The sequence below is a fragment of the Sandaracinomonas limnophila genome, from assembly GCF_004005965.1.
Lineage (GTDB): Bacteria > Bacteroidota > Bacteroidia > Cytophagales > Spirosomataceae > Sandaracinomonas > Sandaracinomonas limnophila.
In genome coordinates, this window is record NZ_SACY01000003.1 from 39279 (window position 1) to 64479 (window position 25201).

22 protein-coding genes are annotated in these 25201 nt (G+C 35.9%); 11 read left to right on the forward strand and 11 right to left on the reverse strand.

All coding sequences use genetic code 11. From position 1 onward, the window contains the following. The first annotated feature begins 99 nt into the window (after positions 1 to 99). From EOJ36_RS06340 to EOJ36_RS06355, 4 genes are all read left to right on the forward strand, one after another. The gene (locus tag EOJ36_RS06340) at positions 100 to 918 is read left to right on the forward strand and encodes a TIGR02757 family protein (RefSeq protein ID WP_127803520.1); all 819 of its coding nucleotides are present in this window, start codon (positions 100 to 102) and stop codon (positions 916 to 918) included. Further along, a complete protein-coding gene (locus EOJ36_RS06345; RefSeq protein WP_238944428.1) occupies positions 899 to 1057 on the forward strand; it encodes a hypothetical protein in 159 nt (52 codons plus the stop codon). The genes EOJ36_RS06340 and EOJ36_RS06345 overlap by 20 nt, the downstream gene beginning before the upstream one ends. Positions 1058 to 1149: 92 nt before the next feature. Then, the gene (locus EOJ36_RS06350) at positions 1150 to 2094 is read left to right on the forward strand and encodes an aldose 1-epimerase (protein ID WP_127803523.1); all 945 of its coding nucleotides are present in this window, start codon (positions 1150 to 1152) and stop codon (positions 2092 to 2094) included. A gap of 31 nt (positions 2095 to 2125) precedes the next feature. Continuing rightward, positions 2126 to 3031 (forward strand): DUF3078 domain-containing protein, encoded by a 906-nt coding sequence (locus EOJ36_RS06355; RefSeq protein ID WP_127803525.1) that lies wholly within the window; start codon positions 2126 to 2128, stop codon positions 3029 to 3031. Between the two features lie 70 nt (positions 3032 to 3101). On the opposite strand, the gene EOJ36_RS06360 is transcribed toward EOJ36_RS06355, so the two are convergent. Both EOJ36_RS06360 and EOJ36_RS06365 read right to left on the reverse strand, forming a co-directional pair. Then, positions 3102 to 4001 (reverse strand): Ppx/GppA phosphatase family protein, encoded by a 900-nt coding sequence (locus EOJ36_RS06360; RefSeq protein WP_127803527.1) that lies wholly within the window; start codon positions 3999 to 4001, stop codon positions 3102 to 3104. Beyond that, positions 3998 to 4291, reverse strand: a complete 294-nt coding sequence (locus tag EOJ36_RS06365) for a HesB/IscA family protein (RefSeq protein WP_127803529.1) — start codon at positions 4289 to 4291, stop codon at positions 3998 to 4000. Before EOJ36_RS06365 ends, EOJ36_RS06360 begins: the two co-directional genes overlap by 4 nt. Positions 4292 to 4419: 128 nt before the next feature. On the opposite strand from EOJ36_RS06365, the gene porX reads away from it, so the two are divergent. After that, positions 4420 to 5988, forward strand: a complete 1569-nt coding sequence (gene porX, locus EOJ36_RS06370; protein ID WP_127803531.1) for a T9SS response regulator signal transducer PorX — start codon at positions 4420 to 4422, stop codon at positions 5986 to 5988. Here porX and EOJ36_RS06375 read toward each other — a convergent pair whose 3' ends face one another. Together EOJ36_RS06375 and fsa are read right to left on the reverse strand one after the other, a co-directional pair. Beyond that, positions 5989 to 6666, reverse strand: a complete 678-nt coding sequence (locus EOJ36_RS06375; RefSeq protein WP_127803533.1) for a cell division ATP-binding protein FtsE — start codon at positions 6664 to 6666, stop codon at positions 5989 to 5991. A gap of 4 nt (positions 6667 to 6670) precedes the next feature. Beyond that, entirely contained in the window at positions 6671 to 7333 is a 663-nt protein-coding gene (fsa, locus tag EOJ36_RS06380; protein WP_127803536.1) for a fructose-6-phosphate aldolase, read from the reverse strand. Between the two features lie 192 nt (positions 7334 to 7525). Here fsa and EOJ36_RS06385 point away from each other — a divergent pair, with 192 nt between their 5' ends. From EOJ36_RS06385 to EOJ36_RS06395, 3 genes are read left to right on the forward strand one after another with little or no spacing between them, the layout of a single operon-like run. Beyond that, positions 7526 to 8233, forward strand: a complete 708-nt coding sequence (locus tag EOJ36_RS06385; RefSeq protein WP_127803538.1) for a tetratricopeptide repeat protein — start codon at positions 7526 to 7528, stop codon at positions 8231 to 8233. Positions 8234 to 8244: 11 nt separating this feature from the next. Then, the gene (locus tag EOJ36_RS06390) at positions 8245 to 8616 is read left to right on the forward strand and encodes a transmembrane 220 family protein (protein WP_127803540.1); all 372 of its coding nucleotides are present in this window, start codon (positions 8245 to 8247) and stop codon (positions 8614 to 8616) included. Then, positions 8610 to 9530: a sugar phosphate isomerase/epimerase family protein gene (locus tag EOJ36_RS06395; RefSeq protein WP_127803542.1), complete on the forward strand. Its 921-nt coding sequence runs from the start codon at positions 8610 to 8612 to the stop codon at positions 9528 to 9530. The genes EOJ36_RS06390 and EOJ36_RS06395 overlap by 7 nt, the downstream gene beginning before the upstream one ends. A 2-nt stretch (positions 9531 to 9532) precedes the next feature. On the opposite strand, the gene EOJ36_RS06400 is transcribed toward EOJ36_RS06395, so the two are convergent. The 6 genes from EOJ36_RS06400 to EOJ36_RS06425 all read right to left on the reverse strand — a co-directional run bounded on the left by EOJ36_RS06400 (position 9533) and on the right by EOJ36_RS06425 (position 17647). Then, on the reverse strand, positions 9533 to 9985 hold the full coding sequence (locus EOJ36_RS06400; RefSeq protein ID WP_127803544.1) for a hypothetical protein: 453 nt from the start codon (positions 9983 to 9985) through the stop codon (positions 9533 to 9535). Between the two features lie 82 nt (positions 9986 to 10067). Beyond that, complete coding sequence (locus EOJ36_RS06405) at positions 10068 to 10799, reverse strand: DUF4292 domain-containing protein (protein ID WP_127803546.1); 732 nt, start codon at positions 10797 to 10799, stop codon at positions 10068 to 10070. A 65-nt stretch (positions 10800 to 10864) separates the two neighbouring features. Beyond that, entirely contained in the window at positions 10865 to 12067 is a 1203-nt protein-coding gene (locus EOJ36_RS06410) for a TCR/Tet family MFS transporter (protein WP_127803548.1), read from the reverse strand. A gap of 74 nt (positions 12068 to 12141) precedes the next feature. Next, complete coding sequence (locus EOJ36_RS06415; RefSeq protein ID WP_127803550.1) at positions 12142 to 13041, reverse strand: sugar phosphate isomerase/epimerase family protein; 900 nt, start codon at positions 13039 to 13041, stop codon at positions 12142 to 12144. A gap of 2 nt (positions 13042 to 13043) precedes the next feature. After that, positions 13044 to 13784 carry a PI-PLC domain-containing protein gene (locus tag EOJ36_RS06420; protein ID WP_127803552.1) on the reverse strand — a complete coding sequence of 247 codons (741 nt, stop codon included), beginning with the start codon at positions 13782 to 13784 and terminating at the stop codon, positions 13044 to 13046. A 2-nt stretch (positions 13785 to 13786) separates the two neighbouring features. After that, positions 13787 to 17647, reverse strand: a complete 3861-nt coding sequence (locus EOJ36_RS06425; RefSeq protein WP_127803553.1) for a pyruvate carboxylase — start codon at positions 17645 to 17647, stop codon at positions 13787 to 13789. 164 nt (positions 17648 to 17811) lie between these two features. Between EOJ36_RS06425 and pdxA the strand changes: the two genes are divergently transcribed. Genes pdxA through EOJ36_RS06440 form a run of 3 tightly spaced genes read left to right on the forward strand, consistent with a single transcriptional unit; the run spans position 17812 to position 22229 of the window. Then, positions 17812 to 18813, forward strand: a complete 1002-nt coding sequence (gene pdxA / locus EOJ36_RS06430) for a 4-hydroxythreonine-4-phosphate dehydrogenase PdxA (RefSeq protein WP_127803555.1) — start codon at positions 17812 to 17814, stop codon at positions 18811 to 18813. 1 nt (position 18814) lies between these two features. Continuing rightward, positions 18815 to 19750, forward strand: a complete 936-nt coding sequence (locus EOJ36_RS06435; protein WP_127803557.1) for an NAD(P)-dependent oxidoreductase — start codon at positions 18815 to 18817, stop codon at positions 19748 to 19750. Then, the gene (locus EOJ36_RS06440; protein WP_127803559.1) at positions 19734 to 22229 is read left to right on the forward strand and encodes an endonuclease MutS2; all 2496 of its coding nucleotides are present in this window, start codon (positions 19734 to 19736) and stop codon (positions 22227 to 22229) included. Before EOJ36_RS06435 ends, EOJ36_RS06440 begins: the two co-directional genes overlap by 17 nt. On the opposite strand, the gene leuS is transcribed toward EOJ36_RS06440, so the two are convergent. Further along, complete coding sequence (gene leuS / locus EOJ36_RS06445) at positions 22226 to 25048, reverse strand: leucine--tRNA ligase (RefSeq protein ID WP_127803561.1); 2823 nt, start codon at positions 25046 to 25048, stop codon at positions 22226 to 22228. The two genes, EOJ36_RS06440 and leuS, sit on opposite strands and share 4 nt — an antisense overlap. Positions 25049 to 25201 lie beyond the last annotated feature (153 nt).

The following is a 25201-nucleotide window of genomic DNA, read 5'->3' on the forward strand; positions in this document are numbered from 1 at the left end:
GGCTTATCCCTTTATTGCCGCATTCACCTTGGCATCTACTATTATTGTTTGGTTTTTCTCCCTTATATCGAAAGTAATTTCATTTTTCTTTGGAAAAAAATGAATTCGGCAATTGGCGAATTATTAGAAAAAAAATTTAATCAGTTCAATCAAACCAGTTTTATTGAACATGACCCCATTAGTATTCCTCATTTGTTTTCCGACCAGGCAAACAAAGAAATCATGGGATTTTGGACAGCGATTTTATCTTGGGGGCAAAGGAAAACCATTCTAAACAAAGCCCATGAATTAATTGATTTAATGGATGGAAATCCACATCAATTTATTTTAGGTTTTCAGGAGACTGATTTAAAAAGATTTGAAAACTTCAAACATCGAACGTTTCAATACCCAGATACCCTCTATTTTTTACATTTTTTTCAAAGGCATTATCAAAAACACAACAGTTTAGAAACGGCCTTTACCATTGGTTTTTCAGACGAAGAGCCGAACATTGAAAAAGCTTTAAACAATTTTTATACCTACTTTTTCGACGATGAATGGGTATTAAACCGAACTAAAAAACACATTTCTCGTCCCGCCAGTAAATCTGCTTGTAAACGAATTTGTATGTTTTTACGTTGGATGGTAAGAAAGGATAACATGGGGGTAGATTTTGGGATTTGGAATAAAATCGAACCTTCCCAATTAATTTGCCCATTAGACGTTCATGTGCAAAGGCAAGCGGAGTTATTAAGAATTATCCCGGAGAAAAAGCCCAATTGGCAATTAGCAGTCGATTTAACGAATGAATTAAAAACCTTAGATCCACATGATCCTGTAAAATATGATTTTGCTTTGTTTGGGTTAGGGATAGAATATAAGAATTGGGGAATTGAAGAATTGGGGAATTGGGGAATTGAAGAATTGGGGAATTGAAGAATTGGTGAATTGGAGTATTGAAGAATTGGTGAATATTAGAATTGGTGAATATAAGAATTGGGGAATTGAAGAATTGGTGAATTGGAATATTGGATTAAAAACGGAGGCTGAGGCCGAGCAAAGCAAGGAAACTTGAAACCTCGTTTCAAAAGCCCTGAGGGCTTTACTTGCATAGCCCGGTGCGCAAGCTCCGGGATTATATGAATTATGAATTATGAGTTATGAGTTATGGAAATAGAAATTGTTGAAACAAATGGGGATTCGATTATTAAAATCTTAAATCCTTTATCAAATGAATCTGCTTGCATCAATGCAAGTGTGGGTGGTACTTTGATGTCCTTGAAATTAAAAGAGGCTAACGAATTACATGAATTGATTACCATACCTTATCATCAAAAATATCATTTACATGAAAACCCCTTCTACCCCAGTGGTTTGCTAATGCCTTGGGTTAATCGGGTGCGAAATGGAAATTATTCCTTTTTAGGAAAAAACTACCAACTACCTATCAATGAAACCAATTTAGGAAATGCAATTCATGGATTTATGGCAAGGCGTAAATTTGAAATCTTTGAAGAGATTTGCAATGAGCAAGAAGCCAAGATTATCCTAAAAAGTAGCTATTCAAACGATTTTGAAGGATTCCCATTCCCATTTGAAAGCTACCTAAGCTATTCATTGAAAACCAATGGACAATTTGAATTCACCATATCTTGTAAAAATATGGGAGAAACTAATATGCCATTTGCCACGGGCTGGCACCCTTATTTTCAATTGGGCAATCAATTAAATGATTTGACCTTATATTTTAATTCCATTGAAAAATACCTTTCAGACAGCCAAATGATTCCCCTTAAGGCAGTTCCTTTCCAGGCAGCTGATGGAATGAAACTTTTGGAAGAAAAACCAGACAATGTATATTTACTTGAACAAAAGAAATTAACAAAAGTTACTTTGGCACACACCCAAAGCAACCTTGCTTTAAATCTTTCATTTGATTCCTCTAAATTCCCTTATTTCGTAGCATTTTGTCCAGAAAACAAGGAATGCATAGCCTTAGAACCCATGACAGGAAATACAGATTGTTTCAACACTTTTGAAGGATTATTACAATTAAAACCAAATGAAAATTTTAGTGGAACTGTCCAAATTTCATTAGAAAAAATAGGATAAACCTAATTTTCAAAATAATTTTGTAGGAAATATGAGAGCCCTAATTATTATTATTGGATTATTTTTAGCCAGCCCAAGCCTTCTTTTGGGTAGTTCAGACGGAGCAGATTCAGTAGCGACCAAACCTGTAAGTTTATGGAAAAAAGATTTTCAAATAGGTGCAAACTTAAACCAATCGTCTTTTTCTGAAAACTGGAAATCAGGTGGCTCAAATACATTTGCAGGTGGATGGTTTCTTAAACACAATGCCAAATTCGACAATTCAGGCTGGCGAATGACCTCAGACCTCGACATGCAACTAGGTTTTCTTCAAAACAATGGATTGGGCATACGAAAAAACCTTGATCGAATATTTTATGAATTCAAGGCAGGTTATAAAATCAGTCCTAAATGGGATTTTTTCGGCTCAACTAACTTCCAAACACAATTTTTAACAGGTTATGAATACGGAAAAAAAAATAAATTGGGGACACCAGTGGATTCTCTCGTTTCTAGTTTATTTGCCCCAGCATACCTTACCTCATCACTAGGTTTTGAGGTACATCCAACTAAGGAATTTTTTACACGATTCGGTGTAGGTTCCCTTCGACAAACTTTTGTTCTGGATAAACGTATTTCAAATGCGGGACTTTATGGTTTAGAAAAACCAGGAGATAACATCCGTAACCAATTCGTTTTGCAAGTAATTTTCAATTACGAAAAAGAGATATTTGAAAACATTAATTTAAAAACGAGATATTCAGGACTTTTTGATTATTTCCGTTTAAACCAACCAGGAACCTACGTTCATAGATTTGATACAACGGTTTCTATGAAGGTAAACAAATATGTAAACGCCAATTTGCAAGCCATCCTTCTGCGCGACCGCGATCAAGATCCCAATTGGCAGTTTTCTCAAGCCATTAGCTTAGGTTTTTTGTATAGAATAGCTAATTAAGTTGAAAGTTGAAAGTGGAAAGTGGAAAGTGGAAATGGAATAATAATTTTCCACTTTTAACTTTTCACTTTCAACTTTCAACTTTCAACTTTCGTAAGTATCGATCATACAACAATTGAATTATCCCATCCTTCAGGCCTAAATCTGGCACAAAGATTTCTTGACAACCAGCCTCTTTCATGGCAGAAAGATAAATAGATGCCGCAGGAACAATTACGTCAGCACGATCTGTATTTAATCGCAATTTATGCACACGATCTTCATAAGAAAATGAGGCTACATAATCAGCAATACGATTTAATTCTACAAATCCAATTGTTTTGGAGTCGTCGGCATTGTCTGACAAATTATACAATTTATTGATGTTTCCACCAGTACCAACTGCAGTAATAGGGCCTTTAATTTCTTCCATTTGTGTGGCAATCCAACGCTTCATTTTATCCCAATCTCCCTCCTTTTCCTTTCCTTCTAGCAAACGTACAGAGCCAATTTTAAAAGATTTAGAAGCTATTTTCTGGTGATTTTGATAAATGTTAAGTTCTGTAGAACCACCCCCAACATCAATGTGTAAATAATTTTTTTGTGGATGCAATGATTTCACAACTACATCATTAATCAATTCAGCCTCCCTGTTTCCTTCTATGATATTGATTTTCATATCCAGAATCTTCTGGATTCTGGTGACAATTGGTCCCGAATTTGCCGCCTCTCTCATTGCGGAAGTTGCACAAATGGCATAATCGCGTACCTCATGCAATTCCATTAACAATTTATAAGAATGCAATAATTTAAATATACGAACCTCCGATTCCGGAGAAATTTCACCATTGGTAAACACATCATGTCCCAAACGCAAGGCAAAACGAACATATTCAACCCGCTTAAAAGACATTTGTCCTTCATTATCCAATACACTCGATATTTGCAATCGAGCAGCGTTGGATCCAATATCTATTGCCGCAAATTTCATGATTTACTGGGTTTATGTAAATAAAAACCATTTGCACGGGCCTCAAAAACAACTTCTGTGCCCATAACAAAAAGTAATTGACGTTTATCAATTACCAATGGGATACCCTCCACTTCAAATTCATCATCGAAATCAGTCTTAGTGTCAAATCCCAATACAAAAGAACCTCCACACGTCCCTCCATTCATTCCAATCCGTAAAAAAGGTTCTGGAAATGAATTTGAAGACAATAAATTCAAAAAATATTCCTTTGCTTCCTCTGTAAAATAAATTGGATTTTCTCTGGCCATTTCGATTTAATTCGAATTGTAAATATACCTAAATTTATATTTTATAAGGAATTTTACCCCTTTAACAATTATTAATTTTTTAGATTGCAATAAAACCGAGAACTTTAAGTTTATAGCATAAAAAACGTATGAATTATTCGATACTTTGGGCAGATGATGAGATAGATTTACTCAAACCATTAATTATATTTTTAGAAGGAAAAGGTCTTCAAGTCAAAACCGCCAATTCTGGATTAGATGCAATTGATGCCATCCAAACAGAATCTTTTGACCTAATTTTTTTAGATGAAAACATGCCTGGGATGACGGGTTTAGAGGTTTTAGTTGAAATCAAAAAACAAAAACCCAACTTGCCAGTTGTAATGATTACAAAATCTGAGGAAGAAGAAATAATGGAAGAAGCTATTGGCTCAAAGATATCAGATTATTTAATAAAACCCATCAATCCCAGTCAATTGTTGCTCTCCATAAAAAAAATAATGGAGCGTAAAAAGCTGGAAGAGGTACATACAAATAGTAATTACCGACAAGAATTTGCCGAATTATCCATTCAATACCAAAACAAATTAACCGCACAAGAATGGGCTGAAATTTACCAAAAATTAGTCTTTTGGGAATTAGAAATTGATTTGACAGAAAACAAATCAATGGCACCCATCTTACAAGACCAAAAACAAGAAGCAAATAAACAATTTGCCAAATTTGTAGAAAAAGAATATGAAAATTGGTTGAATCAACCTGATGAAAACAGTCCTATTTTATCTCATAAAATCATGCGAAAGCATGTTTTTCCTCATATCAATGATAAATCTCCCCTGTTTTTTATCTTGATTGATAATCTACGAATGGATCAATGGAAGATTTTAGAAAACTTACTGAGCGACTATTTTAAACCTGAAATCGAGAACAGTTATTATTCTATCCTACCTACTACAACAGCGTACGCAAGAAATTCAATTTTTGCTGGAATGATGCCTTCAGAAATTCAGAAAAAATATCCCGAGAAATGGATAAATGATTTAGGTGATTCAACAGATGAGGAGGGCTTCAATCATAACGAAGAATTTTTTCTTCAAGAGCAATTAAAACGCTTGAAAATTCAGGCTAAAACCAGTTATCACAAAATTATCCATCAGTACCATGAAAAGGCATTGCTGGACAATTTCAACAACCTCTTAAACAACAATTTAAATGTGGTTGTATTCAATTTTGTGGATATGCTTTCACATGCCAGAACGGATATGTCGGTGATCAAACAACTTTCTCCCGACGAATCAGCCTACAGAAGTTTAACAGCCAGCTGGTTTCAACATTCGGCCTTATTTGAATTTTTGAAAAAAATCTATGCAAAGAAAGGGCGTGTCATTATCACTACAGACCATGGAATGATTCGAGTACAAAACCCCGTAAAAATAATTGGCGATAAGAGCACAAATACCAATTTGAGGTACAAACACGGCAAGAATTTGAATTATGACAATACCAACAAAATTATGGTTGTGAAAAATCCGGATGCTGTATTTTTACCCAAAATTAATGTTTCTACCTCCTATGTTTTTTCCAAGGAAGATTCCTTTTTAGCCTATCCAAATAATTACAACCATTACGTACAGCACTATAAAAACACGTTTCAACATGGCGGAATTTCCATGGAAGAATGTATCGTACCGATTGTTTATTTAAGCTCGAAAAAATAATTAGACTCCAGCAATTTCCTGAATGGTATTATTTTCACATTTAAAATATCTACCAGGAAATTGTCGGATTGTTGAATAATCGTGGGATGCGATCAATAAAGTAGTCCCTTGTTGATTTAACTCTTTGAATAGCATCAAAATTTCTTTGGAAACCTCTGGATCTAAGTGCCCTGTTGGTTCGTCTGCTAAAATTAGTACGGGATTATTCAATAAGGCACGCGCGATTGAAATGCGCTGTTGTTCTCCTCCTGATAATTTGTGAATTTTTTTGTGAATAGCATTTGACATGCCAACTTTTGCCAAAACCTCTTCAATTTTGGTATTGATTTCTGCCTTATTTGTATGTCCTGTTGCTTCTAAAACGAAAGAAAGATTCTTTTCTACGTTTCTGTCAGTTAAAAGTTGAAAATCTTGGAAAACAAATCCCAGCTTTCTCCTTAAAAAAGGAACCTCTTTTTTTTGAATTTGATTCAGATTAAATCCAGCTACAGAAGCCATTCCAATTTCAATGGGTAGTTCGGAAAAAATAGCTCTAAACAAAGTACTTTTCCCTGATCCCGACTTACCTACCAAATAGGCAAAATCGCCTGGATTCAATTGAAATGAAACATTTTGCAAGGTAGGAACTCCTTCTTGCAAAATGGTCACCTGATCAAAACTCAAAATTGGTTCTGCCATTGTATTATTTTCCTGAATTTGCTTTTGCGTGATCAGCCAAGAAAGTCGCTAAACCACTGTCAGTTAATGGATGTTTCAAAAGAGCTAAAATAGCTGACAAAGGTCCTGTCATAACATCTGATCCTATTTCAGCACATTTTAATATATGCATTGAATGACGAACAGATGCCGCTAAAATTTGGGTATCGTATTGGTAATTATCGTAAATCAAACGAATTTGCTCGATCAATTCTAAACCATCAAATGAGATATCATCTAAACGACCAATAAATGGGGAAACATAGGTTGCTCCAGCTTTAGCAGCTAATAAGGCTTGTCCTGCTGAAAACACTAATGTACAATTTGTTTTTATTCCTTTAGAAGAAAAATACTTTAATGCTTTAACTCCGTCTTTGATCATCGGAATTTTTACAACGATTTTGCTATCTAAAGCAGCTAATTCTTCACCTTCACGAATCATCCCTTCGTAATCAGTTGCAATTACTTCTGCAGAAACATCTCCGTCTACGATATCACAAATAGCCTTGTAATGCTTTATCACATTTTCTTTTCCACTTATTCCCTCCTTAGCCATCAAAGACGGATTAGTAGTTACACCATCTAAAACACCTAAATCTTGGGCTTCACGAATTTGATCTAAATTGGCAGTATCGATAAAAAATTTCATTGTGATTGGATTTGTTTGAACAAAAAAATGGCAAATTCACCGCTACAACCAACCTACCCTTGCTTCGATCAAGACCTGGGGGATTCAGCGGGAGCTGGTAATTTGCCGACACAAAATTGCAAAAAAATCGGCTTTTTTCAAAATTAGTACGGAATAAAAAGCTTCCTTTGTAAATTATTTTCAAATTTATCGATGAGATTAATTCAAATTTTATTTTGCAGTCTTTTTCTTTTTTCCAATTGTAGTTCTTCTGAAGAAACTTGGCTCAAAGAAGCAAAGACCCGTTTACAAAAAGGTGAACTTCAACCGGCGCTAGATGCAACAAACAAAGCTTTATCCAAAAATCCAGGATTTGCCGAAGCCCATAACCTAAAAGGTGTTATTTTATTTCAACAAAAAAACACAGCTGAAGCAGAACAAAGCTATTTGAAAGCATTAGAAATTAAGCCTTCCTACTATGCTGCAAATTTAAATATGGTGGATATTCAAATGGGTAAAAATGATTGGAAAACTGCCCTAAAATATGCCCAAGCAAGTGTTAAAATTGCACCTGATTCGAGTGAGGCATATTTGAAACGTGGTATCATTTTAGCTGCGTTAGGTGATGTTCAGGCGGGAATAAATGATTTCACAAAAACCACAACGTTGAATCCCAATAATATTGATGCCTGGTACAACCGAGGAAATATTTACTTTCAACAAAAAAACTACCCCAATGCCCTACAGGATTTTGAAAAATGTATTCAAATAAATCCTAAATTTGGAAAGGCATTTTATGCGATGGGTTTGAGTTATTTTTATTCTAATTCTAAAGAAAAGGCCTGCCTTTCCTTGAAACAAGCCCAAGATTTAGATTATCCAGGTGCCCAGCAAGCTTGGCATCAAATTTGTGAAGACTAAACAAAATACCTATGAAAAATACAATGAAATACCTTGGTTATTTATTCACTCTTATCTTTTTATTATTTGCTTATTGGCAATTAAATGACCCAGATCCTATCATCTGGATTCCGCCATATTTAATTTCAGCATATATTGCCTTCCGAGCTTCTCAGGAAAAAATAAATTGTGAGGTTCTAACTTTAGCAACAATTATGTCTTTTGCAGCTGGTTTACAAATCTGGACAGAAATGGATGCTTGGGAAGGATTTATAACAGATGGTTTAAGCATGAAAACTCACAATCAAGAATTGGCTAGGGAGGCTGTTGGTTTGTGGATCACTACCCTTTCATTTGTATTATTTTATGTTTTAAATAAATTATCTGGAAATAAATCATGCTAGATTTAGGATTTGCTTCTGCCATTTTACCCAATAAAAATCTCTTTGAAGTATTAGATTTTGCCCATTTAAATAAATTTGCCTGTGTGGAGGTAATGTGTTGGCCAAGTCAAAATTCAGATTCGAGACGATATGCTGGAGTTTCGCATATTTCAGTAGATCAATTGAGTAATGATGAATTACTTCAACTAAAAACGAAAATTGAAAAACACCCAACACAAATTTCAGCTTTAGGATATTATCCTAACCCGCTTGATCCGGATGAAAAACAAGCTGCTTATTATAGGGAACATATTAAAAAAATCATTAAAGCCGCCAAAGTATTAGGCATTGATCGGGTAAACACCTTTGTGGGGCGCGATTACAACCAGTCTATAGCTTACAACATATCAAAATTTAAAGAAGTTTGGCCAGAAATAATTGAATTAGCGGATGATTTAGACATTAAAATTGGTATTGAAAATTGCCCCATGTTTTTTACAGATGACGAATGGCCAGGAGGAAAAAATTTGATGACCACTCCAAAAATCTGGGATCAATTATTTAACATTATTCCTTCATCAAATTTTGGACTAAATTACGACCCATCTCACATGGTTTGGCAAATGATGGATTACCTCTATCCTATTTACAATTACAAGGAAAAGTTACACCATATCCACTTAAAGGATGTTAAATTGTATCCCGAAAAGCTAAATAGAGTAGGAATTATGGCCAATCCTTTAGAGTATCATTCACCAAAGCTCCCGGGACTTGGAGAAATCCATTGGGGTAAATTCATTTCGGCTTTGCATGATGTTCGCTACAGAGGGCCTATTGTAATAGAAGTTGAAGACAAGGCATTTGAAGGATCTGAAGTAGATATCGAAAAAGCTATTTTAACAGCAAGAAATCATATTCAACAATTTTTGCCCTAAAATTAAAGAGCAGGAACCATTTTAACTGTTGCTTCTACCAATTGAGACTTGTAAGTTCTTGCACCAGAAAAAGTAAACTCAGAAGTTGTTAGAGATAAAATATTTCCAGTACCATCTAATAAATAATTTTGAGAACTTGAAATAGATATTTTTGAATCATTTTCCAGTAAGGTCCATGTTCCTGTTGTTTGCGCATTACCTGTATTATCAATAGCAGAAGCCTTTCCATTGGGTAAAAATTGCACTCGGATTTTAGACATATCATAGGGCGAACCTTCTGGAGTTCTTCCTCTTTCATAAATCAATCCAGTTAAATATCCTGAAGCCTGAACACTCTGAACCATCCATGTTGTAGATTGAAGGATTTCACTTTTAGTAGTTGGTTCATTTGTTTTTGTGCAAGAGTTAAAGGAAAAACCTAAGGCAATTAATCCTAAAATAAGTATTTGTCTCATATATTTTCTAAAAGTTCACAAAGGTAAAAAAATAAAAGATGAACGTTACCATTCATCTTTTATAATCTCTAAATATTCTGGATTATTTAGCCTTTGCAAAAAATGCAAGATCTATAGTTGGATTTAAATCAATTTGAGAAACCTCTACCTCCATTTTACCACCTCCCATGGGACTTGGTTGTTCGATGGTAAAAGGAAACATCAATCCTTCAACTGACTTGTAGTTAGAATAGGAAACTTCCACTTCCATTTCTTGACCTTGTACATTCAATTTAGATGAGGTTTTAAGCACATAAAATGTACTCGCTGAAACATATATGGCAGTTTCTTTTCCTGCTTTATCTTTTGCTGATAAAACATAAACGTCTGCACCATCTAATTTCTCCTTACTTTCAACTTCAATCGCATTTCCTTCTGCCCTTGCTTTCATTAAAGCAGATCCTGGAAAAATTTGACTTTTCAAACTTCCTACTTGTTCTTGAGGTAAATCTTCTGGCTTATCTGTTCCTCCCATCATGGCTGGACGCTGCATCCAAGCACCTGAACCATCAAAGCAGGTAATCATTTTATTACCCATAACCTCTACTTCCACTTTAATTGCTTTCCCAGCTAACATATTCATTGTTGTTTGAATATCCATTCCTTGCATAGAAAACTTACTTATTGATCGAAGAGATTTTAAACCTGACCATTTTTGGGCACCTCCCATAGCAGTTTCATGTTTGGCAATAATTTCTTCAACTGTTTGTGCATTCAATTGGAATCCTAAAACAAAAAGTAAAGAAATTGATAATAATAATTGTAGTTTTTTCATTGGTTATAATTTTTAGAAACCAAATTTAAAATGTTATTTATTAAAAAAAGTTGTGATTTTGCAACTTATTTAATACTCTTCATAGCAATTCCCCAACCAACAAAAACTAATATACCTGCCACAAAAAAAGCTGCCCCAGGAAATTGAAAAGGTGCATTTTCACTAGTAAAATAAGCAAATAAATTAGAAGCAAAAAGTGGGCCAATAATTGTGGTGATAGACTGCATACTGGTTAAACCTCCTTGCAACTCCCCTTGCTCATTTGGTGCAACCTGCTGAGTAATCAAACTTTGTAGGGAAGGACCTGCGATACCTCCTAGTCCAAAAGGAATCATAAAGGCATACATCATCCAAGATTGGGAAGCATAGGCAAATAAAATAAAACCTATTCCATACAAGATCAAGCCAATATTTACCGAATTTTTCTCACCTAATTTGGGAGTTAAAATGCGACTTAATCCACCCTGAACTATTGCAACTATTAAGCCAACAAATGCCAATGAATATCCAACTTCAGCTGGCGTCCAATTAAACACTTTCATTGTAAAATAAGACCATGTACTTGGGTGTGCCTGTCCAGCTAAATTCAAGCAGAAGTATGCTCCTACTAAGCCAGCAATTAATGGAAATTTAGTTAAATTTTTCAAGGATCCCCATGGATTGGCACGTTTGATATCAAAGTCTCTTCTATTCTCTTCGTTCAATGATTCAGGCAACACAAAATAGCCATAAAGGGCATTCACAAATGTCAAAACTGCTGCTGCATAAAAAGGGAAACGAATCCCGAATTGTCCTAACATACCACCAATTGCAGGCCCAACAATAAAGCCCAGTCCAAATGCAGCACCTACCATCCCAAAGTTCTTTGCCCGATCCTCTGGCTTTGAAATATCAGCAATATAAGCCTGAGCGGTTGTAAAACTTGCCCCAGTGATTCCAGCAAACAATCGACCTAAAAACAACCAAAAAATGGTTGGGGCATTGGCTAAAATCAAATAATCTACTGAAAAACCAAATAGAGAGGCTAAAATAACAGGCCGACGACCAAACTTATCTGAAAGTCCACCCAATATTGGCGAAAACAAAAATTGCATCACTGCATAGCTTGCCATCAAAAATCCAGAGTAACGAGAAGCGTTACTTAAGTCCCCCCCAGTAAAACTTCTAATCAAAGTTGGCATAACCGGCACTATAATACCAATTCCCAACACATCAATTAAAATTGTAATAAATATAAAGCCTATTGCGGCGTTTTTGTTTTTAAACATGATACTTTATAAATAAGTGAGCTAGTGAACCATAATTCATAACTCATAACTCATAACTCATAATTCATAATTCACTACATCTGCCCAATCCCCTTCAAGAATTCTTTACTCGTTGTTGCGCACTGCAATGGAGATTTATCTGGTGAAGGAACACCGTCTAGTTCAACGATTGCCCATCCGGAAAATTTGATTTTAGTAAGGTTTTGAAAAACCTCATTCAAATTAACTTTTCCTTGCCCTAGTTCAACAAATTTATAGGACTTAGGATCATCTTTTCCTTTGATTGGAGCCTCCACATCTTTAATATGAAGAGTATGTAGAACTTTTCTGAATTTCAAAACTGCTTCTGCCGGATTCCCTCCTCCTTGGAAATAATGTGCAACATCTAATTCCAATTTAACATTATCTGGATTTAAATAATTAACAATTACATCCACCTCTTCAGGAGTTTCACCCCATTGATGCATGTGATTATGGTAAGTAGTTTGAACGCCAAATGCTTTAGTTTTGCCTCCAATTTCATTCATCACTTCTGCTAAATGAACCAATTCTTCTTTAGATGGAACTTGATTATTTTTTCGCAAACTGTTTGTCAATTGAATGGCCTTCCCTCCCAATTTACTAACAAATTCTGCATGTTTCACATGTTGATCAATAGAAGCTTCAACCTTATCTGCCGCAATTTCCACATTTCCAGAAGAGAACATAGCAAGTGTTAAACCAGCCTTATCTAATAGGTCTTTTAATTCTTGGGGTTTATCCTTATAAATTGGAAATGAATTTGCCCTTAATTGAATGCCCTTGTAACCTAAAGAGGCAATTTCTGAAATAGCCTGCACATCCTTTCCTCCCCAAGTAATAGCTGAATAGCCAATTTTGATTTGACTTTGAGCCGATTCAAACAAATTTTTAAAAGGCAAAAAACTTACAGCTGCAATTGCTGCAGAGTTTTGAATAAATTCTCTTCTTTTCATTTTTAATAGGTTTTTAAGAAATCAGCCAATTCTTGTAAATTGTCTGTTCCAATATAATCAAGTCCTAAAGATAATAGAGTTTGGTAGCATATCAAGGAATTTGGGGTGCCCCACAATCTGATTTTTTTCCCTAGGGCATGTTGAGCATCCACAAAGGCTTTAATTTTCTCCTTCATTTCAGGTTTCATAGGGGTTTTTCCATCCCAAAAACCGAATTTAATAAATGATTCAGAGACTAAATAAATTCTATCTTGAGCAAATTGAGGAACATTTTCATCTTTTCGACCATCAAAAGTTATCCAATTCGGATACTTGATGTAATCTTTGGGAGCTGGTCTGTTTCCCGATATCACAATTTTCAATAATCCTTTTTGGGCAAATCCCTTCAAAGGCTCAAGTGATTTTATCAATAAAGGTAAAGTTGAATCTGCCGAGGTTTTAAAATCTATTAAAAACAAATGAAAGTTTCCTTGTCTTTTTTCTTTAAAAATTTCTTCAATGGGATCTATATAAAGATTTTTTAAGTTTTTAAAAGCACTGATATGTCCTATTTCGTGCGCTACCAACAAATCCCCATTGTGAGCAAAAACATCCGCTTCAATAGAGCCAAATCCTAATTGAAATGCCTCAAAAAATGGCTTTTGATGCTCATAATCATTGTGCGCATGGGCTTTTTTTAAAGAACTTTGGGCATTCAATTGAATGCCCAAAATCAATAAACCAAAAAGGAAAATCTTTTTCATTTTTATTTTTTCAAATAATCACCTGAAACAATTTTTGTTGAGGAATCTGTCGCTCTATTGTATAAATAAGCATAAGCTGTTTTTGTTTCCCCATTCAATTCTACTTGAACTTCAGATCGCACAAACAAACTGTTTTCAGCATTTTCTGGATCATACTCTTCGTATTCATCCAATACATTCAATAATTTAATCGTATTGGATAATAAATACAATTCTCCAACAACTTGATCTTTTACATCTGAAGACGGCACAATACCTGGATAATCAGCTACCTGATACATTTTTCCTTGGAAATTTGCCATTCCTACATAGTCGGAGTTACGGGCAATCAATCGATGTAAATCGTTTCCACAATCTCTTCGAAGAGTTCCATAAACAAACAAGTATTCCTCCTTATCTGGTTCTGGCAACTTAGCTTCTTCTAAGGTCAAAACCAAATCTTCTTGTTCAACTACTGTACCTTCATTCAATACTACATTACCTACTATACCTTCAAAAGGAGCCGAAACGATTGATTCCATTTTCATGGCTTCAATTACGTAAAGTGGTGCATTTTTCTTTACTTCTTCTCCCGGCTTCACCAATATTCTGCTCAAACGACCTTGTAATGGTGCACCTATATCTCCTTTTTTAGTTGCTTTAATATGCTGAGGTCTTTCAATTTTAATGGTTTTATCCAAAACCTTAATTCTTCTGGCTTGACCATTTAATTCAAAGGTAACATTTCGTAAACCTGATTCATCTGGCTCCGACATGTACAAATATTTAACAATAATCGTCTTGCCTTCTTCGATAGTGATCATAATTTCCTCGTCCTGTTTCAAACCATATAAGAAGGCAGGGGTTGGCATAGCACTTAAATCGCCAAACAACAATTGATTTTTGTAATAATCCTCATAAACTTTCGGATACATTTTGTACGATAAATAATCGTAAAATCCATCCTCTGCCTCTGGGAATTTTGCTTTAAACTCAGCAAAATCTTTATCAAAATCAATTGGTTTTAAGGAAACATTTGGTCGACCTTCAAACGGCGTTTCTCCTTTTAATACAATTTCTTGTAATTGTTTCGGGAAGCCCTGATAAGGTTGTCCTAATCCACCTTTGAAGAAATCCTTAACTGATTCTGGGAAAGATAAGGATGAACCTTTTGCATAAACATCTTCTGCAGTGAGGCTATTTGCTGTCATAAAAATGGCCATATCACCCACTACTTTTGAAGAAGGTGTCACTTTCACAATATCTCCAAAAAGCTTATTTGCCTCTGAATAATTATCTTTCAACAATTCAAATTTATCCCCAACTCCCAAAGCAATTGCTTGTCCTCGCAAGTTAGTATATTGTCCACCTGGAATTTCATTTTCATATACCTCTGCTGTACCCGCTTTCAATTCAGACTCAAAAGGAGAATACCAATTTCTTACCGCTTCCCAATAATTAGAATATTTATTCAATTCATCCAAATCAATATCACAAGCACCTTGTTGACCTTTCATCATGGCAACCAAAGAGTTTAAATTCGGTTGAGAAGTTAAGCCCGACATCGCTGCCAAAGCTCCATCAACCACATCAACACCTGCTTCAATTGCTTTTAAATAGGTAGCAGACTGGATAGAAGCCGTATCATGTGTATGTAAATGAATTGGAATATCAATTGATTTCTTAAGTTCAGTTACTAATTTCTCCGCTTGAAAAGGTCGCAACAAACCAGCCATATCTTTGATTGCCAACATGTGCGCTCCTTCATCTTCTAATTGTTTAGCTAAATCTAAATAATATTGTAGGTTGTATTTTTCATTTGTGAACACATCTCCGGTATAACAAATGGCAGCTTCTGCAATTGAATTTGTGCGCTCTCGAACCGCACGAATAGAAACCTTCATGGCTTCCACCCAGTTCAATGAATCGAAAATTCTAAATACATCTATACCAGCTTCTGCAGATTTCTCTACAAATTTCTCAATTAAATTATCAGGGTATGCCGAATATCCAACAGCATTAGAACCTCTGAATAACATTTGAAGCAACATGTTTGGCATGGCTTCTCTGAAATCTCTTAAACGTTGCCAAGGCGATTCATTCAAGAATCGCATAGCCACATCAAAGGTGGCTCCACCCCAAACTTCCATTGAGAATAATTGAGGGAATGATTTAGCAAAACCAGATGCCACCGCAACCATATCTTGAGTACGTACGCGAGTAGCCAATAAAGATTGGTGACCATCTCTGAAAGTAGTATCTGTAAATAATACATTCTTTTGCTCGCGTATTTGCTTAGCCAATTTTTCTGGACCTAATTCATCCAACAATTGCTTGTAACCTTTTGGAAACTCTAATCCAGCCTCCACTGAAGGAATAATTGGGTGACGGAAAGCTGTTGTAGGCTTTACTTTAACATCAGGATTCCCATTTACGATCACCTCACCTAAATAACGTAAAGCCTTTGTAGATCGGTCGCGAGTGGGTGTAAATTTAAACAGCTCTTGATGTGTATCTATAAACTGCACCGTACATTTTCCATCTTGGAAAATTGGGTGCTGAATAACATTTCTTAAGAATGGAATATTTGTTTTTACCCCACGAATACGAAATTCAGTTAAAGCACGATTCAATCGCTCCGCTGCCCCCCGTAAAGTTCTACCTTTGGCAGACACTTTCACCAACATGGAGTCGAAATAAGGAGAAATCTTAACTCCTGGATAAGAAGAACCTTCATCTAGACGAATACCAAATCCCGCTGCATTTCTGTAGGCAATAATCGTACCGAAATCCGGTTTAAATCCGTTGGCAGGGTCTTCTGTGGTAATACGACACTGAATTGCATATCCCTTCAAAGGAATTTCTTCTTGAGAATGAATGAAAATTCCTGGGTCCGACAATTGATAATTTTGTGCAATTAAAATTTGCGTTCGAACAATGTCAATTCCAGTTACCTCTTCCGTGATCGTATGTTCTACTTGGATACGTGGATTAACTTCGATGAAGAATATATTCTCGTCTTTATCAACCAAAAATTCTACTGTACCTGCATTGTAATAATTTACTGCCTTTCCAATGGCCAAGGCATATTTATATAGTTTTTGTTTAGTTTCTTCCTTTAATCCAAAAGAAGGCGCCACCTCAACTACTTTTTGAAAACGACGTTGTACAGAGCAATCACGCTCATATAAGTGAACTAAATTACCATGCTTATCACCCAACAACTGCACTTCAATATGTTTGGGTTGATCAATGAACTTTTCGATAAAAATCGTTTCATCACCAAAAGCATTTTTAGCCTCATTTTTTGCTTCTGTGTAAGATTTTTCCAAATCTTCCTCTGCACGTACCACACGCATTCCTCTACCGCCACCACCTGCAGCTGCTTTAACCATAACAGGGAAACCGATTCGTTTAGCTTCTGAAAGTGCATAAGAATAATCACTTAAATCGCCCTTAGAATCTTCAATCATTGGCACATTTGCCTTCAGGGCAGCCTCTTTGGCAGCAACCTTGTCTCCTAAAGCATTCATTGCCTCTGGAGATGGTCCCACAAAAACGATACCTTCTTCTCTACAACGACGAGCTAAGTTTACATTTTCTGATAAAAATCCATATCCTGGATGTACTGCTTCTATATTCTTTGATTTACAAAGAGCAATAATTCCTTCAACATCCAAATAAGGTTTTAATGGTTCGTCTTCTTTACCGATTTGATAAGCTTCATCAGCTTTGTATCTATGCAAAGAATAGCGATCCTCAAAGGTGTAAACCGCAATTGTGCGGATACCCAATTCGGATGCGGCGCGCATAATACGGATGGCAATTTCACCGCGATTTGCGACCAATAAACTTGTAATTTTCTGAATGTGAGACTTTGGCATTTTACTTCATTTAGTGCAGTCTACAAAAATCTGAAATAAATAATGAAAAATGGCATTTTAATCACTGAAAATTATCATTTTATTGAAAAAATCTAACATTTGTCGGGTTAGTGTCAATTTTTTATTTAGTAACTTGCATATTCTTATAAAAATTCATTTTTAACATGAACAAACCAGCAATCGGAATAACGCTTGGAGATTATAATGGAATTGGTCCAGAGGTTATTTTAAAAGCCTTGAACCACAATATTTTATTGCAATGGTGCACACCAGTTGTTTACGGATCTTTAAAGGTTTTAAACTTCTATAAAAAGCAATTTGATATGCGTGATTTCCATTTTCAAGTGGTTGATAGTCCAGATAAAATCAAGGATTCTCATGCGCATGTAATCAATTGCTGGGATGATGCCAACACCCAAGTTGAACCTGGTAAAGAAACTAAAGAAGCAGGAGCTGCAGCATTCGCCTGCTTAGAAAGAGCTTGCAAGGATTTGGATGGCGGTAAAATTGCTGCTGTGGTAACAGCCCCTATCAATAAAAACAATATTCAATCAGAACAATTTAATTTTCCAGGACATACAGAATACCTGACCCAAAAATTTGAGGTAAAGGAAAGTTTGATGATGATGGTGGCTGAAAATTTCAGAATTGGAGTGGCGACTGGACACTTACCGGTTTTAGAGGTCAGCAAAAAACTCAGCAAAGAATTATTGAAAACAAAAATTGATTTGTTTTTACATTCCTTAAAAGAAGATTTCAAAATCATCAAACCAAAGTTGGCTGTATTAGGACTAAATCCACATGCTGGAGAATCAGGTTTATTAGGAAAAGAAGAACTAGAAATCATACAACCTGTATTAGATGAATACCGTCAGAAAGGACAATTGGTTTTTGGCCCCTACCCGGCAGATGGTTTTTTTGGGAAAGCTCAATTCAAGGAATTTGATGGGGTTTTAGGAATGTACCACGACCAAGGATTAATTCCTTTCAAATATATCGCATTTGATTCTGGCGTCAATTACACAGCTGGTTTACCCATAATTCGCACCTCTCCCGACCATGGAACGGCTTATGATATTGCTGGTAAAAATGAGGCAGATCCAGGTTCATTTTTACATGCCTTTTATTTGGCACTCGACTTGGTAAAAAACCGAATGAACGACTAAAATGAAAACAGTTTTAGTGGTTGATGATGTTCATGAGGCAATTTTTGAACCTTTTCAAAAATTGAATTGGAAGGTTTTATATCAACCAGATGCTACTTTATCCTCTATTCAATCCTTGATTCCAAATATTTCAGGACTTATCATTAGAAGTAAATTCAAAATAGATGCTTCATTTTTAGAAGAAGCGAAAAATCTACAATTTATTGCCCGTGCAGGGGCTGGATTAGATTTAATTGATGTTCAAAAAGCAAAAGAATTAAACATTAAAGTGTTCGCGGCAAACGAAGGCAACTCTGCCGCAGTTGCAGAACATGTTATTGGACAATTATTAATACTCTCGGCTCAATTAAAAAAATCAGACCAGGAAGTAAGAAACCACATTTGGGACCGAGAAGGCAATAGAGGCTGGGAATTAGAAGGAAAAACCATTGGAATCATTGGCTATGGAAATATGGGTCAAGCTCTGGCCAAACGACTAAAACCTTTTGGATTAAACATTTTGGCATTTGACAAATACCATCCATCAACTGAATATCCAGCAACTATGGAAGATATTTTCATGCATGCAGATATTCTTAGTTTACATGTTCCATTAACTTCTGAAACCAAGAACATGATAGATGCTAAATTTTTGAACCAATTCAAAAAGCCAATTGTTTTAGTAAATAGTGCTAGAGGTGAAATTATGAGCTTGGAAAGTATGCACTATGGAATTCAAAAGGGAATTATACAAGGTTTAGCAATCGATGTGTTTCCAAATGAAAAATTAGCCACTTGGACGGAACGAGATTTCAATCTTTTTGAACACATCAAATCTTTTCCAAATACTGTTTTCAGTCCACATGTTGCTGGATGGACAGCAGAAAGTTATCAAAAAATAAGTCAGGTTTTAGCTGACAAAATTTACGCATTAATCCAGCATGAATTACCCAAATAATTTAGCAGATAAATTAGGTTTTGAAGCCGTTCAAGAACAAATAAAGGAGCATTGCATCTCTGTTCTTGGTCAGGAATATGCCGAAAAAATGAAATTTTCAAATAAATTTCATTTAGTTAAACAATGGGTAGAACAGGTAGCCGAGATGAAAGATTTGCTGGCTGCACGAGCTGGAGAATGGCCACAAACAGATTATATTGATTTACGACCTTGGTTGGGACCGCTTTCTTTGGAAGGTAATTATTTGAGTCCAGAAGCTTGGCGCGATTGGCAAAGAGCCTTAGATGTTTTGTATAAATGTATCCGATTTTTTGAAAATTTATCGGAGGAAACAAGCCCTAATTTAAGAAAACTAACCCAGCATTATTTAACAAAAAATCTTGAGATAAATCTAGATTACCGCGCCTTTTTACCTGTCATTCAGGCATTGGGCGACATCTTTGACCCCAGCGGACAAATCAAAGAATCTGCCTCCCCTGTTTTAGGTGAAATTAGAAGAAAGAAAATCACTGAAGAACTGGGATTACGAAAGAAATTAGATCAATTACTTTCAACAGCCCAAAAAGAAGGCTGGGTGAGTAAGGACTTTTCTTTGACGCTCAGAAATGGCCGAATGGTTATTCCCATAGCCGCAGAACATAAAAGAAAAATCAAAGGATTTGTTCAGGATGAATCTGACACAGGAAAAACGGTTTTCCTAGAACCTGCCGATGCATTAACGGCCAACAATGAAATCAAATCGCTAGAGTCGGCTGAAAGAAGAGAAATTCAAGCCATTTTGGCCAAATTATCAGAAAGAGTCAGACCATTAGTTCCTATGATTGAGCAATGGATGAATTGGTTGGGACTTATTGATTTTATCCGAGCAAAGGCTTTATGGGCAGTTGACCATAAGGCTATTATGCCAGAGATGGAGGAAAAACAAGAATTTTTATGGAAAGAGGCTCGACACCCATTATTAGAAATTTCCTTGCAAAAAATGGGTAAATCGATCAAGCCCTTAAATATTCAATTGAGTACTGAGCAAAGAATCATGGTGGTTTCAGGTCCCAATGCAGGGGGTAAATCAGTAACACTTTCAACCATTGGACTTTTACAATATATATTTCAAACGGGTTGCTTAGTGCCAGTAAAAGAGCAATCTAAAATGGGATTTTTTCACCAAATATTTTTGGATATGGGAGATGACCAAAACCTGGAAAATGAATTGAGTACCTATAGTTCGCATTTGTCGAACATGCGCTATTTTCTGGAAAATGCAAATCCCAAAACCTTACTACTAGTAGATGAATTTGGTACGGGTACCGAACCCGGATTAGGAGGAGCCATTGCGGAAGCAATTTTAGAGAAATTGGCAGATAAAGGATCCTACGGAGCCATCAATACCCATTATGGAAATTTGAAAAATTTGGCAGATCATAAGAAAGGACTTTTCAATGCAGCCATGAAATATGATACCGTTCATTTGGAACCCCTATATGAACTGGAAATTGGAAAACCCGGAAGTTCCTTTGCATTTGAAATTGCACATAAAATTGGTTTACCAGATGCAATTATTCAATCTGCACAGAAAAAAATCAATAAAAAACAGGTTGATTTTGATAAATTATTGGTAGAAACCTCTACGGAAAAACAATTGTGGGAAAGTAAAAATGCTGCCTTAGAAGAGCGAATCCGACAATCCAATTCGATTAAGGAACAATATGAAACCTTGAAAACCTATTTGGATGAGGAAAAGAAAAACATGCTGAATTTGGCAAAAATAGAGGCAAAGAAATTAGTTAAGGAAGCAAATCAAAAAATTGAGCAAACGATTAGAGTAATTAAGGAAAAAGAGGCAGAAAAAGAGAGTACAAAAAAAGTTCGACTAGAACTTGCAAACTTTGTTGAAACGAAATTAAAGAGTGAGCAAAGTGAAAAGTTGAAAGTGGAAAACTTTAACAAGTCCGAAGGACTTGACTTTAAAATAGCCCCTAGCGAAGCTGGAGGTAAAAGTGAAAAGTGGAAAGTGGAAAGTGGAAAGCTAATTGTGGGGGATTGGGTTTTGATCGAAAACGGCACCAATGAACCAACCTTAGCACAAATTTTAGAATTGAAATCAAAAGATGCTGTAGTAGCACTGGGTGGCATCAAAAGTACGGTCAAATTAAATCGATTGACTAAGGTAAAAGCACCCAAACAAGAAAAAAAGAAATATGCCGCGAGTACGGGACTTGACCTAACTTCTAAAATGGCTCATTTTTCTCACACATTAGATCTTCGAGGCAAAAGAGGTGAAGAAGTTTATGGAATGCTTGACCATTATTTAAACGATGCTATTCTAACGGGTGTCATAGAAGTCAAAATCTTACATGGAAAAGGTGATGGCATCTTACGCAATTTGGTGCGTGAACAACTCCGCCGCTACCCGCAAGTTCGTAAATTTGAAGACGAGCATGCAGATCGCGGCGGCGCTGGGGTTACTATTGTGAGTCTTTAAACCACTACATTCACAATTCTTTTCGGAACCACAATTACTTTCTTTGGGGTAGCGCCAGCAAGATATTTTTGTACCTGCTCATTGGCCAATACTGCTTCCTCAATTGCCTGTGGAGTTGCATCTGTTGGGAATGACAAAGTCAATTTCACTTTTCCATTAAATGAAATCGGGTAATTAAAGGAATCCTCCACCAAATATGAAGCATTAAATTCTGGGAAAGTAGCATAAGATAAAGATCCCTCCTGCTCACCTAGTACCGTCCATAATTCTTCTGAAATATGTGGGGCATAAGGAGAAAGCAATAAGACTAAATCTTTTAAAACCGCTTTTTTACTACATTTTAAAGACGACAAATCGTTCACACATATCATTAAAGTAGAAACAACTGTATTGAAAGAAAAACGATCTAAATCATCTTGCACCTTGCGAATAGCGGTGTGCAACACCTTTAATTCTTCTGGCGTGGCTGCCTCATCTGACACCTTACATTTTTGTGAAACCTCATCAAAAAACAAACGCCAAACCTTTTTTAAGAAGTTATGAGAACCTGATATACTGTTGGTATTCCAAGGCTTAAATTGTTCTAAAGGACCCAAGAACATTTCATACACACGCAAAGTATCTGCGCCATATTTGGCAATTAAATCATCAGGATTTACGACATTGAATTTCGACTTCGACATCTTTTCCACTTCCCAACCGCACACATATTTTCCATCTTCTAAAATAAATTCAGCATCCGCTGGCACATCATTTCTGCTCGATTTAAATGTCTCCACATCCAACACATCATTATCAACAATATTAACATCTACGTGTAGTGCAGCTACATCGTATTGATCTTTTAATCCATGAGAAACAAAAGTTACCTTCTCTGAATCTTTTACACGATAAACAAAGTTAGAACGACCTTGAATCATACCTTGGTTGATCAATTTTTTGGCAAATTCTTCCTCTTTCACATAACCTAAATCCTTCAGGAATTTATTCCAAAAACGAGAGTACAAAAGGTGTCCGGTTGCATGTTCTGAACCACCGATATACAAATCCACTGCCTGCCAATATTCGATAGATTCCTTACTAGCAAACGCATCCTTATTTTGAGCATCCATGTAACGATACCAATACCAAGACGATCCTGCCCAACCTGGCATGGTCGACCATTCGTAATCGTATTGTCCCTGGTACTTCCAAGCATCGGCAGCTCTACCTAATGGTGGCTCCCCTGTTTCAGTTGGAAGGTATTTATCGATTTTAGGTAATTCCAAAGGCAATTCACTTTCCTGAATTAAATAAGGCAATAATTTACCCGAAGCACTAGGTTTGAAATATACAGGAACTGGTTCTCCCCAGTAACGCTGACGAGAAAATACCGCATTACGCATTCGATATTGAACTTTACCATTTCCGATACCTTTTTCTTCTAACCAAGTAATTAATTTTTGTGTAGCTTCTTTATAGCTTAAACCATCAATCATTCCTGAATTGATGTATTTTCCTTCTTTTGTATTATCTGCCTGTTTTTCGATATCCTTTTGAACATCTAAAATAGGAATGATTGGTAAATTAAAATGTGTTGCAAAATTCCAGTCGCGTTGATCCCCACTTGGCACACCCATTACCGCACCCGTTCCATATCCAGCCAACACATAATCCGCCAAATAAATTGGCACTTTTTCTCCATTGAATGGATTGATCACAAATGATCCTGTGAATACACCAGAAACCTGTTTCACTTCCGACATACGATCTAACTCAGAGCGAGATTTTGCCCAATTGATATATTCCTCAACCGCATTTTTTTGAGCAGCTGTGGTTAAATCCATCGCCCATTCATGTTCAGGAGCAAGTACCATAAAAGATACTCCATAAATCGTATCCACGCGAGTGGTAAAAACCTTAATTTTTTTATCTTGAAGATTGGCAACCGGTTCAAATATATCGAAATCAACCTCTGCACCTACTGATTTCCCAATCCAGTTTCTTTGTTGTTCTTTCAAAGAATCTACCCAATCAACTTCTTCTAATCCACGCAATAAACGGTCAGCATAAGCAGTGATTCGCATCGACCATTGGCGCATTTTCTTTTGCTCTACTGGATATCCCCCACGCTCTGAAACACCATCTTTTACCTCATCATTGGCCAAAACTGTTCCCAATGCCGGACACCAGTTCACCACTGAATCATCTAAAAAGGCTAAACGGAAGTTTAATAGGTATTCATATTTTTCGTCTTCAGAAAGTGATTTCCATTCTTCTGCTGATATACGAATCGTTTCATCATCACAAACAACTTTTACACCAACACTTCCCTTTTCATTAAAAATGGCTATTAAAGTATCTATCGATTCTGCTTTGTCGGAATCTTGATTATACCAAGAGTTAAACAATTGCATGAAAATCCACTGAGTCCATTTATAATAAGATGGATCTGAGGTACGTACTTCTCTTGACCAATCGAATGAAAAACCAATATTTTTTAACTGCTCAATGTATCGAGTAATATTTTGTTCAGTGGTTATTGCAGGATGTTGACCCGTTTGAATCGCATATTGCTCAGCTGGTAAACCAAAAGAATCAAATCCCATCGGGTGCAAAACTTCATATCCTTTCAAACGCTTGTAGCGCGACATAATATCTGAAGCGATGTATCCAAGTGGGTGTCCAACGTGTAATCCAGCTCCCGAAGGATACGGAAACATATCCAACACATAATACTTAGGCTTGTTAGGGTTAATAGAAGATTTGAAAGTTTTATTTTCTTCCCAAAAGGCTTGCCATTGTTTTTCAATCTCCTGAAAACGATACTCAGTACGCATATTTTTTGTTTGATGTTAAAAAAGGACTGCAAATTACGCTTTTTTCTTCAAAAAATATTTACTCTACTATATTGGTAGATTTAATATATTTTTATACTTTTGCAAAAAACATTTTTAAAGTGAGTTCAGAATCCAGTAAAACCAACAATCAAT